We start from the raw sequence: 15,845 nt of genomic DNA on the forward strand, positions 1-15,845 counted from the left end.
GTTTTATCCGAAGCCGATGCTGGAGCTCGAACGATGGGCCGCGCGAATGCCCATCAGCGAATGCCTCTACGAAAATCACTGGCCTGGCGAAAAGGCCGCCGCCAAAACGGCCCTCGAGGAATGACGCCGCGCGCGCGTCAGCTCTCGCAGCGGTAGAAATCCATATGCTGGCCGGCCGCGACGGCTCGGCGCAGCCAATCGGGCGGGTCCCCATAGCCATCCCACGTATTGCCCATCGCGTCACGATAAAGGATGGGCCGTTCCGCCTCCTTATCGGCGGCAATCGATTCGGCGACGGCTTCCACGGTAATGCCGTACTCTTCCATGCGGCGTCGCAGCCAGCGAATCAACCGTTCGCGAGCTTCGCCTTCAAGCTGTTCCATCGATGATTCCGGTTATGGTTGATGCGGGGGTGGCTAAATCGCCCCCGCTGACCCGAGCCGAATCATACTCGACTCGCGGCCGAAAGGTTGCAGCCGTCCACAGGCGCATGCCGGGAAGGCAGCGCACGATCGTCATCAGGCGGTGTCGACTCGAATTATCGATACAAAATCAACAAAAAGCAAAAGCAGCAAAAAGCCAGTGTCTGCCGTCGCATGCACGGACCGTTCCTAGCACTGCGCGCCCGCGGGCATTCGCTTCGCCGCTCGGGGCGACATCGTTTCGTCACACTTTTCCAGGGCGGCCGCGAGCGCCGGCGTTCGGCGCGCCGCATCTCGAATCGCGCGCCTCGCGCTCCATGCGACACTGCGCGTGTGCCCAGTATGCATTGCCCCTTGCACGATTAAAGTGCGCCCCCTGACATACGGGTATTTCTCTCATAAACGTATTCGCGGCGAAATGGGATAACTCCTACAACGTAACGCGATTTATCGCGTGGATCGACGGCGCCGGTAAACGCCTGCGCCGTATCCGCCTCCCGCAAAGACTCACCAAAGGAGCCCGGCGGCATTCCGACAGGTGAGAGTTTTCGGGATAAAACTCGGGTACCCGATCGTCGAAATCACTGCTCCCGAATTCCCTCACCTTTGACGCGCGCGATGGCGGGCGCGCGAGCGGTACGCGGCGCGACCGCTCGGGAATAGCGCGATATGAGCGACGCAAAACGAATTCAGACAGAGGGCATCCGCCGCCCGTCGTTCGAAGCGGCAGCCGAGACCGTTCTGTCCTCGGTCGCGGCGAGCGTCGCGCCGGACGCCAAGCGCGCCGCCATGGCCGCATTCATCGCTTCCTCGATCCGCTCCTTGTTGTAGGGCTTGCGCAGCAGCATCGCCCCTGCAAGTGCTTGATGATCGCTATCGTCCGGTAGCGCGTCGTATCCCGTCGCGAATATCACGCGCAACCCGGGCTGAAGCGCCAGCGCCCGCATCGCCAGCTCGTCGCCGGACAAGTCGGGCAGCGAGATATCCGTCACGATGACGTCGAACGCCCGCTCGCTGAGCAGCTTCAGCGCATCGGTCGCATCCCCCGCTTCGGTCACGTTGTGGCCGAGATAGCTCAGCATGTCCGCCGTCGTGAAGCGAACCATCGCATCGTCGTCCACGAGCAGTACGCGCGCGGCCAGCCGCGCCGGGTCCGGCAGCGCTTCGGGCTCCGGCGGCCGGGTCAAGCTCGGCGTTTGGGCGGGCGGCGGCATGCCGCGCGGCTGATTGCGCAGCACGTTGCGAATCTTGCGCGCCATCGCTTCCCGGCTGTACGGCTTGCTCAGTAAATCGACGCCCTCGTCGAGGCGGCCGCCGTGCACGATTGCGTTGTCCGTATAGCCCGACGTAAACAGCACGGCGACGTTGGGCAAGCGTTCGCGCGCCTTGCGTGCGAGTTCGGGGCTGGTGAGCGGCCCGGGCATGACGACGTCGGTAAAGAGCAGATCGATCGGAACACCGCTTTCGACGATCGCCAACGCGCCTTGCGCGTCCTTCGCGCGCAGCACGCGATAGCCGAGTTCCGACAGCAAATCGACGACCGTGCCTCGCACGTCTTCGTCGTCCTCCACGACGAGAACCGTTTCGGTCCCGCCCGTGATCGGCCCCGTTTCGACGTCCGTTTCCACATCTTCGGGCTGACGCGCGCGGGGCAGATAGATGCGCACCGTCGTGCCGTGCTGGACCTCGCTGTATATCTTGATGTGTCCGCCCGATTGCTTGACGAAGCCGTAGACCATGCTCAGGCCGAGCCCCGTGCCTTGCCCTTCGGGTTTGGTCGTGTAGAACGGTTCGAACACGCGCTCGAGCAGTTCCGGCGGGATGCCGCATCCCGTGTCCGTCACGGCGACCATCACGTATTGGCCCGCCGTCACATCGCCGTGACGCGCGACGTAGCTGTCATCCAAATATGCGTTGCCCGCTTCGATCGTGAGCTTGCCTTGCCCTTGCATCGCATCGCGCGCGTTGATCGCGAGGTTGAGCAATGCGTTTTCAACCTGCACGGTATCGACGAACGTATTCCAGAGTCCGCCGGAGATGATCGTCTCGATTTCGACGCCCTCGCCCAGCGAGCGACGCAGCATATCGTCGATGCCGCGCACCAGGCGTCCGAGGTTGACGGTTTTCGGGGAAAGCGGCTGCCGGCGCCCGAACGCCAGCAGTTGCGAGGCGAGACGCGAACCGCGCGACGTCGCGGCGATCGCCGTTTGCAAACGCTGCTCGGCGCGCAGATTGCCGGCCACGTCGCGGCCGAGCAATTGGAGATTGCCGGCGATCACCTGCAGCACGTTGTTGAAATCGTGCGCGACGCCGCCCGTGAGCTTGCCGATCGCCTCCATCTTCTGCGCTTGCCGCAGCTGCGCCTCGGTATGGGCGCGCTCGGCGATCGCGGCGGCCACGCGCCGCTCCAGCACGACGTTCGCTTCCTGCAGGATTCGTTCGGACTCCTTACGATGCGTGATGTCGATGACCGAACCGATATAGCCGAGGAACATGCCGTCATCGCTGAAGCGCGGCGCGGCCGCGCTGAGCGCCCAACGATACACCCCGTCCGAGCGGCGTACGCGGCATTCGGCGCGGAACGGCTCGCCGTTCGCACTCGCCGCGAGGAACGAATCTTCGTACTGCTTGCGATCCTCTGCATGCAAGGCATCCCATGCGCCCGCGCCCAACGCTTGTTCGAGCGACTGTCCCGTAAATTCGCACCAGAGGCGGTTCAGATAGGTCAGCGAGCCGGTGGGGTCGCTCACCCACATCATCACGGGCGCATGGTTGGCCATGTTGCGAAACCGCGCCTCGCTTTCGAGCAGATCGCGCGTGGCGTCGCGCCTTAGGCGCGCCATTTCGAGGTTCGCATTGACGCGCGCCATGAGTTCGCGCGCGGAGAACGGTTTCGTCAAGTAATCGTCCGCGCCCGATTCGAGCCCCTCGACGCGCGCCTCCTCGCCCGCGCGCGCCGACAGCATGACGACGGGCAAGTGCCGCAACTGCGGATCGCCGCGAATCTCGCGCAACAGCCCGAATCCGTCGAGACCGGGCATCATCACGTCGGTCAGCAGGAGGTCGGGCATGTGCGCGCGAATCGCCGACAAGGCCGCGCGGCCGTCGGGGGCCGTTTCCACCGTCCACCGCCGGCTCAGCAACCGGCCGATATAGTCGCGCATGTCGGCATTGTCGTCCGCCACGAGCACGCGCGCGCCCAGCGTGCCGCGGCCGAACGACCACTCGGGCATGTCGTCGACGCGATCGAGCCGCGCGTCGCCTTCGTCGTTCTCGCCGCGCACCGGCGCATCATCGGGCTCGGCGTCCGGCTCCCGATGGTCGCCGTGCGGAAGCCACCGGAGCGCCTCCTCGACGTACGCATCGGCGCGCGCCGTCGCAACCGGCGTCTCACGATGCGCGCCGACGTGCTCGGGCGGTAGATGCGCATAGCCGAACGGCAGGCTCACGACGAACGTCGTCCCGTGGCCAACACGGCTCTCTACATCGATGGCGCCGCCATGCAGTTTGACCAATTCCTGTACGAGCGCGAGTCCAATGCCGGACCCTTCGAACGAACGGCTGCGCTGCCCCTGCACCCGATGAAAACGCTCGAACAAGCGCGGCAACTCGCCCGAAGGAATGCCAACGCCCGAATCGCGCACGACGATCTCGGCAGCCGTGCCGTCCGACGATACCCGCGTGGCGACGCTGATTTCGCCTTCAAACGTGAACTTGAAGGCATTCGACAGAAGATTGAGAACGACTTGCTCCCACATGTCGCGATCGACGTAGACCGGTTGCGGCAGCGGCGTGCACTCGATCGACAGCGCAAGGCGCGCGCGCTCGGTGGCCGATTCGAAGTTCGATGCGAGCTCGGCCGTGAACTTGGCGAGGTCGGTCGGCTCGAACGTCGCGACGATACGCCCCGCCTCGATACGCGAGAAATCGAGCAGCGAGTTCACGAGCTTGAGCAAGCGCAGGCCGTTGCGGTGCGCGGTCACGAGCCGCTGCCGTTGGGGGGGCGCAAGCGCGTCGCCGGTCGTGTCGCCAAGCGCATCTTCGAGCGGCCCGAGCATCAACGTGAGCGGCGTACGGAACTCGTGACTGACATTGGAGAAGAACGCGGTCTTGACCAGATCGATCTCGGCCAATGCCTCGGCGCGCCGGCGCTCTTCCTCGTATGCCTGCGCATGCGCCAGGGCTGCGCTGATTTGCCCGCACACGAGGTCTAGGAAGCTGCGGTAGTGCTTGTCGAACAAGCGAAACGGATTGAGCCCGACGACCAGCGCGCCCGCCCCTCCGGCGTCGCCCGACGGCGCGATCGGCATCACCACGCCCTGTAACGGAGACTCGTGCCACGGACCTCGCGGCAGCGCCGATGCAATCCGTGCGCCGAGATCGGACACGAGCACAGGGCGATGCGTATGCAACGCTTCGTGCACCGGCCAGAGCGTCGAGTCCTCCGGCGCGATGGACATCGGGGCTGCCTCGTGCCCAGCGTCGATGCCGAACGCACCGATGAGTTTCACGGTGCGCTCGCCGGGCTCGGCCAGATACAGCATGGCAAACGGAAGATCGGCGGCATCGGCGCCGAACGAGCGAACGATGGCTTCGCAGGCCTCTTGCCAATTGCGCGCCTCCGCGGCGCCGGCAGCGAGATCGCGCAGCAATGCGAGCTGCCGCTCGCCGATCACGCGCTGCGTATCGTCGGTGTTGGCGCAGATGATCCCGCCGACGCTGCCGTCCTCGTTCGGGATGGGACTGTAGGAGAACGTGTAATACGTTTCTTCGGGATAGCCGTTGCGCTCCATGATCAGCGGCCGCGCTTCGACATACGTGGCTTCGCGCCCGCTCATCGCAAGCTCCAGCATCTCGCCGATGTCCTGCCACAGCTCGCGCCATACCTCTTCGATCGGCCGCCCGAGCGCCCACGGGTGCTTGCCGCCGATGATCGACCGATACGCGTCGTTGTAGAAATAAACGAGCGACGGGCCCCAGCCGATCCACATCGGCTGGCGCGACCGGAGAATGATGCCCAGCGCGAGCTTCAGGTTCTGCGGCCACCCGTCAGGGTCGCCGAGCGGCGTTCCGCGCCAATCGTAGGCGCGGATCAGCCGCCCCATTTCGCCGGCGCCGGACAGAAAGTGGCTTCGATCTTCGTTGGGCAACATGCCGGATGCGTCGCTCATGGATGTCTATTCCGATTCACAGCAAGGTTATGCTTAGGGCGCCCAAAAACCAATACGCATGCGGCTGCAACACGTATCGAGTCGTAACAGGTGTGGGAAGGCCGCGCGCGGAAAAAAATGCCCAACCGTACGCTGCAGCATGCCGCGTGCCTGCCCCGGGCCGCGACGGGATAACACGTCGCTACTGCGTCGGCTCCCGAAAATCCTCACTGTGAAGACGTCCCGAAAACACTCACCTTTACACCCGTGGCGCGCCTTTTCCGACGAGGCTAGGGCCAAGCGCAGCAAGGGTTTCGGTGTATCGGACAACGCCGCGTACCGGATCTCCCGAAAACGCTCACCTATCGCATTCCGGGGGCGCGTCGGGGGGAGACGCAGGCCTTGGCGTTTAGATTGGTTCGACGAATCCGGCGTCGAACGCGAACGGCAGCCATGCAAGCACGTGCGCACCGAGCGCGTCCGGCGCCGCGCCCAGTTCGCTCGCGGCATCGGCTATCGCTTCGTGCACGCTGTTGCCGTGCTCGCCGAGCCGGCGCAAAAACGCGAACGCCCAGGCGTCGAGCTTGTGCGCGCGCACGCGGTACCGGCTGCGCGCCACGGCAAACAATGTGTCGGCGGCGAGGGGCATGCCATGCGGGCGATCCGCGGCCACGTCGGCCATCAGCCCCGCAAAATCGAAATCGAGCTGCAACAGCTTGAGCGAGGCCGGCGTCTTCAAGCGCAGCGCATGCAAGTAGACGATGTCGAACAACGGCAGGACGAGGGCATCGGCGCGCGCCTCCACGCCCGGCGCGCGTTCCGATTCGGCCAGCGCACGTTCCAGCCGCGCGAGGCTTGCCGGCAGCGCGTCGAGCGTGCCGCGCCCGTCATGGGGCTGCGGACGCGTGGCTTCGAGAAAGTCCGCGAAGCCCGCGCCGAGATCGAACAAGGTGTAGGAGGAAGGCGGATGCGCACCCAAATAGGCGCCGGCGAAGAGATCGAAAACTTGGTCCCCGACGAAGCGGCGCAGCACCGGAAATTCGGCCCGCAAACATTCGATCAGCCGAGCTCGGTAGCTCACTAGGTAAATCTCGAGTCGCTGCTTGGCAGACAGCCGGTCGGATCCGACGATTGCCGTCTCGCAATCGACACCGTGACCGGCCGCCGCCGCGATGGCTTCGTCGAGCGACCAGGCGTCGCCGCCCACGACGGCTTGCATCCAGGTTTGAAGCGTGGAAAGGTCTTTCACGCGCGGCTCAGCTGAAAATCGACGGGCGTCGACAGCGCACCCTCGGCGGCGGGACGCACGGCCCCGGCCTCCGGCAACGACCCGTCGCGGGCGAGCTTGGCTTTGGCGAGTTCATCGAGCAGTTCCGGAAACGACGGGATGCGCGCGTCCCATTCGAGCAGCGTCGCGACGCCTCCCGTGCGTGCCTGGGCCAGCGCATAGAGCGGCCACACCGCGGCGGGCACGGGCTGGTCGTGCGTGTCGAGCAGATGCGTGCCGCAATCGCTCGGGCCCGCGAGATGGATTTGAACGATATGGGCCGCCGGCAACTCGTTGATGTAGGCCACCGGATCGAAACCGTGATTCGTGGCGCTGACGTAGACGTTGTTGACGTCGAGCAGCAAACCGCAGCCCGTGGCCTCGGCGAGCGCGGCGAGAAACGCACACTCGGTCATCTGAGACGCATGAAACGTCAGATAGCTGCTGGGGTTTTCGAGAATGAGAGGACGGCCGAGATAGTCCTGCACCGCGCGAACGCGATCGGCCACGTGGGCGAGCGACTCGCGCGTCAGCGGCATCGGCAAAAGATCGTGCGTGTTTCGACCGTTGACGCCGGTCCAGCACAGGTGATCGGAAACCCATGCCGGGCGAATGCGTTCGGCCAGCGTGCGCAGCTTGCGCAGATAAACGCGATCGAGCGGCGCCACGTTGCCGATGGACAGCGATACGCCATGCATGACCACGGGCCGATGCGCCGCCACGCGTTCGAGCACATGCGCCGCATAGCCCTCGTGATCGATGAAGTTCTCGCTGATGATCTCGAACCAATCGACGCCCCACACGGCGGGCGCCGTCGTCATCAAATGCGGAAAATGGACGTGACGAAGGCCGACGCCGTCGCCAAGGTTGGGCAAGCCGAGGCGATGTGCGCAAGCGCGCGTCGCCTCGGCCGCATGGACCACGCCAGCCATCGAACTCACGTCGAAGGCGGCAGTGCGATGCGCAGCGGCGTCGGCTCGGGTTCCGGGGGCACCGGCAGCTTCCTCGCTTCCATGACCTTCTTGTAGGCCTCGTAGGCGATGGCGTCGACGCGATCGCCCTTTTGGAACGTGATCGACTCGTTCAGCGGTTCGGCCTTCCAATACTTGCCGCCCATGCCGCCGTATTGCTTGTAGTCGAACAGCTCCATCGTCCCGGCGCGAGGGAACCGCTGCGAAGCCGAGATCGGCACCGCACAGCCGCCGAAACTCTGACAGCGGTTGTCGCCCGGCGCGCTGTAGACCGGCATCGGGTTGCATCCGCTCGCGAACGTGCGCGTGAGCAGCGCCGAGTTCGTGCTGCAATTGCCGCCGCCCGAGGACGACTGCACGAACCCGCATCCGCCTTGCGCGTTGCATTGATTCGAGCCCTTGCAGCTATGGAACACGCCGATCTGCGCGCATGAATTGGGCTCGCCGTTTTGGACGTTCAGATCCAAGCCTTGGCAGGCGTGGTAGAGCGTCGCCTTGTTGAGCGGATCCAGCCCAATCGACAGATCGGGCGCCTTGCCGAATACCGCCCAGCAAATGGCCATGCGATCGCCCGAGCCCACCATCGACGGGAACGGGAACAGCACGGGTTTGGCCGCCTGATCGTCGGCGCTCCAGAATTTGTCGAGCACCGTCAAGATGCCGGCGATGGCGCCGACCGACGCTTGGCTCAACGTCGCGTAGTACTCCTGCGGCGATGCTCTCAGCGTGTTGAGCGCATCGGCGACCGCTTCGCACGACGGAATCGGATCGGCGGGCGGCGGCTCGTAGCCTACTTTATGCAGGTCGGCCGCGACCCAGCCCTGGTGCGCCTTCTCGCGTTCGGCCCACCAATCCACCCATGTCTTCACGCCCGTGTCGGCGGGGCCTTGCGCCATGAGTTCGCGAATATCCTTGTTGAAGCGCGCGAAGTGATCCTGCGCGTCGTGATCCGTGCGCGCGGCGGCGTCGGCGGACGGCTGGAGCTGGCCCGCGTCGTTGTAGCTCGGATAGTCGGATTCGAGCGCCACGGGCGACGGACGATACTGCTTCTGCACCGCTTGCAGATTCAGATCCAGCACACGCCCTTCGAGCCGCTGCGCGACGTTGCCTGCGCCCTGCGGCGCGGCGCCGAGCAGACCTGGCGATGCGACGCCCAGCTCGGCGGCGGCGCGTTGAATTTCATCGGCCATCCGCTCTTCGATCGGTAGTGCGCTCAGCGTCTCGCGCAGCCGGTCGGCGTTCATGCCTTCGGCCCCGTTGCGGACCGCGCCCAGCGCGCCCAAGGCCGATTGCACCTTGACGCTCGTTCTCTCCTTCAAGATGCTGCCTTCGCCTTGATCGGTGATGGCATCCATCATCTTGAGCATCTGCTCCTTCGCGATGTCTTTATACGTGAGCGCGATGGTCGTTTCGAAGCCCATGAACTCGCGCATGGGGTGGCCCGGCCCGGAGAAATTGTTGAACAGGTCGTTCTGCTGTCCCTTCGGATTGAAGACTTCATCCCAGAGCTTGGTGCCGTCCGAATACTCCACGTTCACGTAGTTCGCATAGCACTGGTACATCCACCCGATCGACCCGAATGCGGGCAACGCCTCGCCCGGCTGCCACGCACCGCGCGTGCCGTCCGGCTTCCAGATGTCGTCGAACGGCGCGGCTGGAAAATAGCGGTCGCGATACGGCGGCAGCACGTCTTTGCGCGCGGCGGCGTCGTCGCGCTCGATCGCGCAAAACAGCCACAGCCGCTCTTCGTTCAGCGCGCCGACGTTGACGGCGGCCGGCAGACCTTCTTCCTTGCGCTGCCGATAGCTGTGCGTATGCGTCAAATCGATGATGTTCGGAATCGCGGTTTTCTCGGGACCGTAGCAATTCCATGCATATGTCTTGCTGTCGACGAGCGAACACGTGCTGTATTTAGGAGGGCTCGCGTTATTGCTGACCGCGGTAGCCATGTTCGACGCCAGCTGCAAATGCAGCATTTCATCGATGAAAACCGAGAAAAGAATGTTGAAAGCTTTCTCTTCGTTCGTCTTCGGCTCGCGCACCGGGTGGGCGCCCGGCCAAAGCCGCCCCTTGTAGTAATCGAGATTCTGCCCCGTAATCGCATGCATGCCGTGAATCGAATACAGGCTCGACATGTAAAGCGGAATCGTAAAGAGTTCGACTTCGAGCGCCGCTTGCGCGATGGCGCGCAACGCCGCGGCATCGGTCTCCTTGTGCGCGGGATCGCGATTGCTGACGGCGATCATGCGCCCCAATGCGATATTCTCCACTTTTGGTCCCCTAGGTTTTCGGCGAGCGTGTCATGCCCTCGGCCGCCGGCGTTGGTCGCTGGTGAAAGTGACGACAGTGTGGCCGTCGCTTGACTGTTATGTGACGCGAATAAAAAACGATCGACGGCAAACGTAGACCTGATTTCTTTTGCTACTTGAGGTTCTACGTCTGACGAAACATAGGTTAGGCCAATAAGCGTGTCAAGCGCTCGTCGTCGGAGTATCGGCGGTGAAGGATTAGCGGTCGAAGGTGAGGAATTACGGGAGGCGATTGCAGCGACCGGCGATGAACGCGAGATGGCTGCGATTGATCGCCCCATAGCGTTCCTTGAGTTGCCGTAAATGGTAGTCGACGTTATGCGCGGTCATATTGAGCCGCAGCGCGATTTCCTTATCCGACAGTCCTTGCACCAGTAAAGACAGGATCTGCCGATGCACAGGCGAAAGCGAGCCCAGCGACGCGCGACGCTGCGCCGCGCGCAGATAGGCGGCGCAGCGCTGATGGACCGACAAGCCCAACGACAGCGACCGCACGAGGATGCCCTCGGTGAACCACTCGGCGGCCACTTCGCGCGGCGACGCCAGGACGACGATCGAACGCATCGCCGTGTCCGCGATCGGCAAACCGAACGCCAGGCCGCTGCAAAGGCCTTGCTCGCGCATTTCATCGATGAGCCGGCGATCCTGCTCGACGAACTCGCGCGGCCAATCGTAGGCGTTCATCAACGTTTTGAGGTCCCATAGCTGCGGCGCTTGGCCCTTCAGCGTTGCATGAAACGGCGTGCTGCGTTCAAAAAACCCGGTGTGCAGCATGCGGTCGACCGGGAACGTCGAGAGGCCATTGCGCAGCATGTACGCGCCATCGGCTCGACCCTTCGGGTCGACGCTCACCGTGACGTAAGCAAAGCTTAGAAACCCCAGTATGCGCAGCGCGCTGCGAACCAAACGCGCACGCTCCTCGGGACGGTGCGCCGCACCGAGTTCCGCGGCCATGAACGTCTGTGCACCGAGTTCGTCGCAACGAATCATCGACTCTACATCCGCTTCGTCGACGTAGCGAATCGGCAGCGCGGCGCGGTGCGCGTTCGACGACGGCGCGCACACCCGACCCTCGGCATCTGCGTCGGCCTCGTTTTCCTTGAATGCCAGGAGGCATTGCGCATCGGGTTCTTCGTACGACATGCATTCTCCCTGCCGCTCGCCAGCCGTGACGCCACGGCGCCCGCGCGGCGAGAACGTCGGCCTACGACTCGTTCAATATCCGGCCCGCGAAGTACGCGAGCTGTACGCGATTGCGGGCGGCGTACTTGTGTTCCAGTTGCCGCAGGTGGTGCGCCACGACATGAATCGACGCCCCCAGACGCACCGCGATTTCCCGATTGCCGAACCCGCGCGCGACGAAGCGCAGCACGGCAAGCTGCATGTCGCTCAATGCATCGGTCGCCGGATGCGCCATGCGTCGTTGCAAGCGAGGCGCGATGAACGCGTGCATGGCAAGGGCGATGGCATAAGCTTCGCCCATCGTCGCATCGGTCATCGCTCGTCGGTCCGCTCTTGGGCTCGATAGCGTCACGATCGCCCGCTCGGATACCTGACCGGCCGGCAGCCCGATCGTCACGCCGCTGCCCATCCCGACCTTCCGCATGCTCTCGATGAAGCGCCGAGCGCTGGGATGGCTCGATCGAGCTTGCCGATCGGCGAACAGACAATCGCGGTCCCACGCGAACGGCCAATCCCGAATGCGGGCGAGACCGATGCGGGGATCGACGTCGAAGAATCCGCCGCTGCGGAAACACTCGAGCCACCCCGGCGGCGAATAGCCGTCGAACCATGCCGCCTCCCGTATTTGCTCACCGATGCATTGAATGCGCGAGTAGCACAGCCATTGAAACCCCGCCTTGTGGATCGTGGCGAGGATAGAGCGACGACGCGCCGCGCCGTCGACGCAACGCTCGATATCCGACAAAGGATTGACCGCGCAGCGGCCTGCATTGTGCGACGGGCGCTCTTCGGCTAAGGCGGGATCGTCCAGTTCGCGCTCGCCGAACACCATCAGGTTGACGCGATGCGCATTAGCGGAGAGGCTCATGCGACATCGACCTTGGGGCAAGACGCATCGTCGAAAGGCGGATGGGCAGCGAACGAGGAGACAGGCACGCGATTCATGGCGAAGGGGCTCCGGGCATGTTCACGTAGTAGCGTTGCGTTTATGATCCGGAAAACAATGTCGGATGGCTTGAACGTCAGTGCCGTTTTTGTCTCCGTTTGCTGAAATTTTCGCTTCTATGCGCCGATCCGGGAAGGCGCAACCTTCACCCACTCGCTTCATCGACGACATGGATTCTCGCGAACGATCGCATACGTCCTACATCGGCCTCACGGATACGCCGACGCTCTTCGTCACGACGCTGCAGAAGTCGACGATGTTCCTTAATAGGGAGCGATGTACGGTCCCGAACCACGGCCTCACGCCGGACTATCCGTTGGAAGACGCGTTCGCCGTCTATCTGATGCTGGAGCCGATGGCCAGCTGGAAAATGTGGTGCGACGGCAAACCGCGACCGGTGGCGGAGCACAAGGCGGGCGAGATCGTCATCTACAATCTCGACCAGTTATGGCGCGCGCACATGCACGAGCGATTCGATTGCCTGCATATCCATGTGGCGCGCGGAGCGCTCGACGAAATCGCCTGGGAAGCGGGCACGAAGCCGATCCAGGACCTTTTCTGCCCGCCTCACGAGAACACGCCCGATCCAGTCGTGCATGCCTTGGGCACGAGTTTGCTGCCGGCGCTCGAGCACCCGGAGCGCGCCAGCCAGTTGTTCGTGGAACATGTCTCCTACGCGATGAATCTGCATCTGGCCACCGTTTACGGAAAGATGCAGGCACGCGCCACGCGATTGGCCGGTGCGCTATCTCCGTGGCAGATGCGGCGGGCAACCGATTATCTGATCGAACGCTTAAATGGGCAGGTCTCGTTGCTGGAACTCGCCCAGTATTGCGGGCTTTCGCGCAGTCATTTTTCGCGCGCATTCAAGCGCTCGACGGGGCGCGCTCCGCATCAATGGCTGGCCGAGAAACGCGTGGAGCGCGCGAAGGATCTGCTCGTCAACACCACGCTGTCTCTCGCCGACATCGCGATCCGGTGCGGGTACGCCGATCAGAGCCACTTTAGCCGCGCATTCACCGCGCGCGCATCCGCAACACCGAGCCAGTTCAGGCGAACGCGCTCGCCCAAGCGGCGTGTCGTCACCGTTGCGGGCGGCGCATATGCCGAAGCGGGGTCATGACGACGGTACGCCGCGCAGCGATCGGCCACGTTTCAAGTGACGGACGGTCAAAGGTGAGGGTTTACGGGACCGACGCCGAGGTGAGCCGTATGGGCCGGTCCATCGAACCGCTTGGACCCGAATGCGCTGCGACTGTCTTTCAGAACCCCACTTTCAACTGAAATCCGATCGTGAACGGCAGGTTATCGGAGGGGATGGGCGGCACGAGGATGAAGTTCATCCCCACGCGCTTGTAGGTGACCATGACGATCGGCGCGGCCACGGGCCCGATCGAATGATCGTGTCCGAAACCATAGCTGCCGTAGTTGTACCCCGAAATCAGCCCGCCCATGACGGCCAGGCGCACGAAGCCCCAATGGGCGAACTCGGGCGCCCAAACGCCGCCGCCATACCAAGACGGATGCGAGAGCGAATTGCGGAACCCACCCGCCGTCAACGCCCATTGCCCGTTGAGCCAGCATTCGACGCCGAGCCCCGGATTGAAGTCTTCGAACGATTGCTTCGGATGGATGTGATGCGAGGCCAGCATCGCGTCGACCCATAGGCCGCCTCCACACCAATCCGCCGCTCGCGCTTGCGTCGAACTCAACATCAAAACAATCGCACCGAACGCGGCCGACGCCGCCTTCATCGCACGCAGGCCGCCCCTGCGTACCGCCGCCATCCTCAAACGCATGCCCGCTCCGTTTGCCGGCTTGCGCCAGCGCTCGTCGTTGTCCATTTCGTCGTTCGCTCGGCTTTGCGCCGTTCGTCGGGCACTCTACTACAGCCGAGTGCGAACGTGATGAATAGAGGCACGACTTCACACCGGCGAGCCGGAGCGTAGGAGCGGTGGACGCTTGCGAAGCACGGTCGATCGCCCCGGCCAAGCGCCGATCAAAGGCCCAAGTCGGACAGGCTCGGATGATCGTCGGGCCGCCGGCCGAGCGGCCATCGATAGAGGCGATCGCTCTCGCGTATCGGCAGATCGTTGATGCAAGCGAAGCGCCGGGCCATCAACCCATGCTCGTCGAACTCCCAGTTCTCATTGCCGTACGAGCGGAACCAATTGCCCGAGTCGTCGTGCCACTCGTACGCGAAGCGCACCGCGATGCGATTGCCGTCGTGCGCCCAGAGTTCCTTGATGAGCCGGTAGTCGAGTTCCTTCGCCCACTTGCGCTGCAAAAATGTCACGATCTGCGCGCGTCCCGTCACGAATTCGGCACGGTTGCGCCAAACGCTTTGCGGCGTATACGCCAGCGCGACGCGCTCGGGATCACGCGAATTCCAGCCGTCCTCGGCTGCACGCACTTTCTGCTTGGCCGTCTCGAGCGTGAAGGGCGGCAGCGGCGGGCGTGTTTCGTTAGGACTACTATCTGACATACGGTTTCTCCTTTCGGTTGGTTCGACAACGTTTCACGCTTCGCATTGGAAGAGGCTTAGGGTTGCGGCGATGCCGCCGCGTGATCGAGCAATCGCTCCGCCGCGGCCTTGGCATCGCGCGCGGCGTCGGCCGAACCGCTAACGAGTGCGACGCCGATCGCGCCGTCGACGAGCACGAGCCATTGACGGGCAAGCGCCGCCGCATGTCGCGCGCCGATGCCGTGGGTCTCGGCGGCGAACGCGTCGAAGCGTTCACCGATGAAGCGCAGCAGCGCCGCCTTGTGCTCGCGCGCGACGACGCGTATCGGATCGTCGGGGGACGCGATCTCCCCGGACGCGTTGAGAAATGCACAGCCATGAAACCCTGGCGAAGCAAACCACTCGCGCAGCACATCGAACATGCCGAGCAACTGCGTGCGAGGCGTTTTCCCTTTGCGCAGCGTCCCTTGCTCGAACCAATTCATCCAGCGTTCATGCCGACGCGCCAGCGCGGCCGCCACGAGCGCATCCTTCGAATCGAAGTACGAATAGAAACTCTTGCGCGTGGCTTGCGCGGCCCGAACGATCGCGTCGACGCCCGTCGCATGGATGCCGCCCGAGTAGATGAGCGCCTCGGCGGCATCGAGCAATCGTTCGCGCGGCCCAGCCGCCTTCGCGTCCGCGCCTGTCTCGATGCCGCCTTCGATCGGGCGGCGCTTGTCGGTTTGTGTGTCCATGGTGGTAAAGGTAGAACGATCGTTCTCCTTTGTCAACCGGTGTTTTTGAGCTGTGTTATTGAGCAGTCTCGTCAATCGCTTTCGTCTCGCCCTCGACGAGCCGAGCCATCGGTGAGCATTCACGGGACGACGAAGGTGAGGCTTTACGGGGATACACTACGGGTCCGAAAGACAAGACCGCCGTATCGAGCAGCGGCGGCCGAGCGGAGCGACAAGGTTGACGTCCTCGCCCGCCTAAAGGCGGGTGATTCCCACGACTGGCGATGCACGTCCGCATCGGAGAATGTTCAGCGCAGCATTGATGTCGCGATCATGTACACAACCGCAACCACCGCACCGCCAAGCTCTTATTCGCAAGCCTTTCAGCCCGCTAGGGCCGCTGCGCGCATGGCACGCA

The 15,845-nt window shown here is 63.8% G+C and carries 12 protein-coding genes and 1 pseudogene; 2 read left to right on the top strand and 11 right to left on the bottom strand.

Features of this window, described 5'->3' with window-relative positions; genetic code table 11:
• Positions 1 to 124 (top strand): annotated as a pseudogene (locus ACTHNR_RS26200) (5,6-dimethylbenzimidazole synthase); the annotation flags it as partial.
• Positions 125 to 137: 13 nt separating this feature from the next.
• Here the strand turns inward: ACTHNR_RS26200 and ACTHNR_RS26205 are convergent.
• The 7 genes from ACTHNR_RS26205 to ACTHNR_RS26235 form a co-directional block, all read right to left on the bottom strand.
• The gene (locus ACTHNR_RS26205) at positions 138 to 383 is read right to left on the bottom strand and encodes an H-NS family nucleoid-associated regulatory protein (protein WP_440544898.1); all 246 of its coding nucleotides are present in this window, start codon (positions 381 to 383) and stop codon (positions 138 to 140) included.
• A gap of 728 nt (positions 384 to 1,111) precedes the next feature.
• A complete protein-coding gene (locus ACTHNR_RS26210; protein WP_440551686.1) occupies positions 1,112 to 5,593 on the bottom strand; it encodes a response regulator in 4,482 nt (1,493 codons plus the stop codon).
• A gap of 388 nt (positions 5,594 to 5,981) precedes the next feature.
• Complete coding sequence (locus ACTHNR_RS26215; protein WP_440551688.1) at positions 5,982 to 6,821, bottom strand: HvfC/BufC family peptide modification chaperone; 840 nt, start codon at positions 6,819 to 6,821, stop codon at positions 5,982 to 5,984.
• Positions 6,818 to 7,771, bottom strand: coding sequence for an MNIO family bufferin maturase (gene bufB, locus ACTHNR_RS26220; protein WP_440551702.1), 954 nt, complete (start codon positions 7,769 to 7,771; stop codon positions 6,818 to 6,820). The genes ACTHNR_RS26215 and bufB overlap by 4 nt, the downstream gene beginning before the upstream one ends.
• A gap of 5 nt (positions 7,772 to 7,776) precedes the next feature.
• Positions 7,777 to 10,080 carry a ferritin-like domain-containing protein gene (locus ACTHNR_RS26225; protein ID WP_440551690.1) on the bottom strand — a complete coding sequence of 768 codons (2,304 nt, stop codon included), beginning with the start codon at positions 10,078 to 10,080 and terminating at the stop codon, positions 7,777 to 7,779.
• Positions 10,081 to 10,338: 258 nt separating this feature from the next.
• A complete protein-coding gene (locus ACTHNR_RS26230; protein ID WP_440551692.1) occupies positions 10,339 to 11,262 on the bottom strand; it encodes an autoinducer binding domain-containing protein in 924 nt (307 codons plus the stop codon).
• Between the two features lie 61 nt (positions 11,263 to 11,323).
• Positions 11,324 to 12,169 carry an autoinducer binding domain-containing protein gene (locus ACTHNR_RS26235; RefSeq protein WP_440551694.1) on the bottom strand — a complete coding sequence of 282 codons (846 nt, stop codon included), beginning with the start codon at positions 12,167 to 12,169 and terminating at the stop codon, positions 11,324 to 11,326.
• Positions 12,170 to 12,416: 247 nt separating this feature from the next.
• On the opposite strand from ACTHNR_RS26235, the gene ACTHNR_RS26240 reads away from it, so the two are divergent.
• Positions 12,417 to 13,370, top strand: a complete 954-nt coding sequence (locus ACTHNR_RS26240) for a helix-turn-helix domain-containing protein (protein WP_440551695.1) — start codon at positions 12,417 to 12,419, stop codon at positions 13,368 to 13,370.
• Between the two features lie 139 nt (positions 13,371 to 13,509).
• Here the strand turns inward: ACTHNR_RS26240 and ACTHNR_RS26245 are convergent, their stop codons facing one another.
• From ACTHNR_RS26245 to ACTHNR_RS26260, 4 genes are all read right to left on the bottom strand, one after another.
• Entirely contained in the window at positions 13,510 to 13,962 is a 453-nt protein-coding gene (locus ACTHNR_RS26245) for a hypothetical protein (protein WP_440551704.1), read from the bottom strand.
• A 284-nt stretch (positions 13,963 to 14,246) separates the two neighbouring features.
• Positions 14,247 to 14,732, bottom strand: a complete 486-nt coding sequence (locus ACTHNR_RS26250) for a nuclear transport factor 2 family protein (RefSeq protein ID WP_440551698.1) — start codon at positions 14,730 to 14,732, stop codon at positions 14,247 to 14,249.
• A gap of 56 nt (positions 14,733 to 14,788) precedes the next feature.
• Positions 14,789 to 15,448, bottom strand: coding sequence for a TetR/AcrR family transcriptional regulator (locus ACTHNR_RS26255; protein ID WP_440551700.1), 660 nt, complete (start codon positions 15,446 to 15,448; stop codon positions 14,789 to 14,791).
• Positions 15,449 to 15,682: 234 nt separating this feature from the next.
• On the bottom strand, positions 15,683 to 15,845 hold a 163-nt coding region (locus ACTHNR_RS26260), incomplete at its 5' end, for a zinc ribbon domain-containing protein (RefSeq protein WP_440548460.1).

The organism is Trinickia sp. (assembly GCF_051954495.1).
Taxonomy (GTDB): Bacteria; Pseudomonadota; Gammaproteobacteria; order Burkholderiales; family Burkholderiaceae; genus Trinickia.

Bases quoted from the DNA above. Each gene is read 5' to 3' on its own strand.
- ACTHNR_RS26240 (WP_440551695.1), top strand. From the start codon at position 12,417: ATGGATTCTCGCGAACGATCGCATACGTCCTACATCGGCCTCACGGAT.
- ACTHNR_RS26250 (WP_440551698.1), bottom strand. From the start codon at position 14,732: ATGTCAGATAGTAGTCCTAACGAAACACGCCCGCCGCTGCCGCCCTTC.
- bufB (WP_440551702.1), bottom strand. From the start codon at position 7,771: ATGGCTGGCGTGGTCCATGCGGCCGAGGCGACGCGCGCTTGCGCACAT.
- ACTHNR_RS26245 (WP_440551704.1), bottom strand. From the start codon at position 13,962: ATGTTGAGTTCGACGCAAGCGCGAGCGGCGGATTGGTGTGGAGGCGGC.
- ACTHNR_RS26210 (WP_440551686.1), bottom strand. From the start codon at position 5,593: ATGAGCGACGCATCCGGCATGTTGCCCAACGAAGATCGAAGCCACTTT.
- ACTHNR_RS26205 (WP_440544898.1), bottom strand. From the start codon at position 383: ATGGAACAGCTTGAAGGCGAAGCTCGCGAACGGTTGATTCGCTGGCTG.
- ACTHNR_RS26235 (WP_440551694.1), bottom strand. From the start codon at position 12,169: ATGAGCCTCTCCGCTAATGCGCATCGCGTCAACCTGATGGTGTTCGGC.
- ACTHNR_RS26255 (WP_440551700.1), bottom strand. From the start codon at position 15,448: ATGGACACACAAACCGACAAGCGCCGCCCGATCGAAGGCGGCATCGAG.
- ACTHNR_RS26230 (WP_440551692.1), bottom strand. From the start codon at position 11,262: ATGTCGTACGAAGAACCCGATGCGCAATGCCTCCTGGCATTCAAGGAA.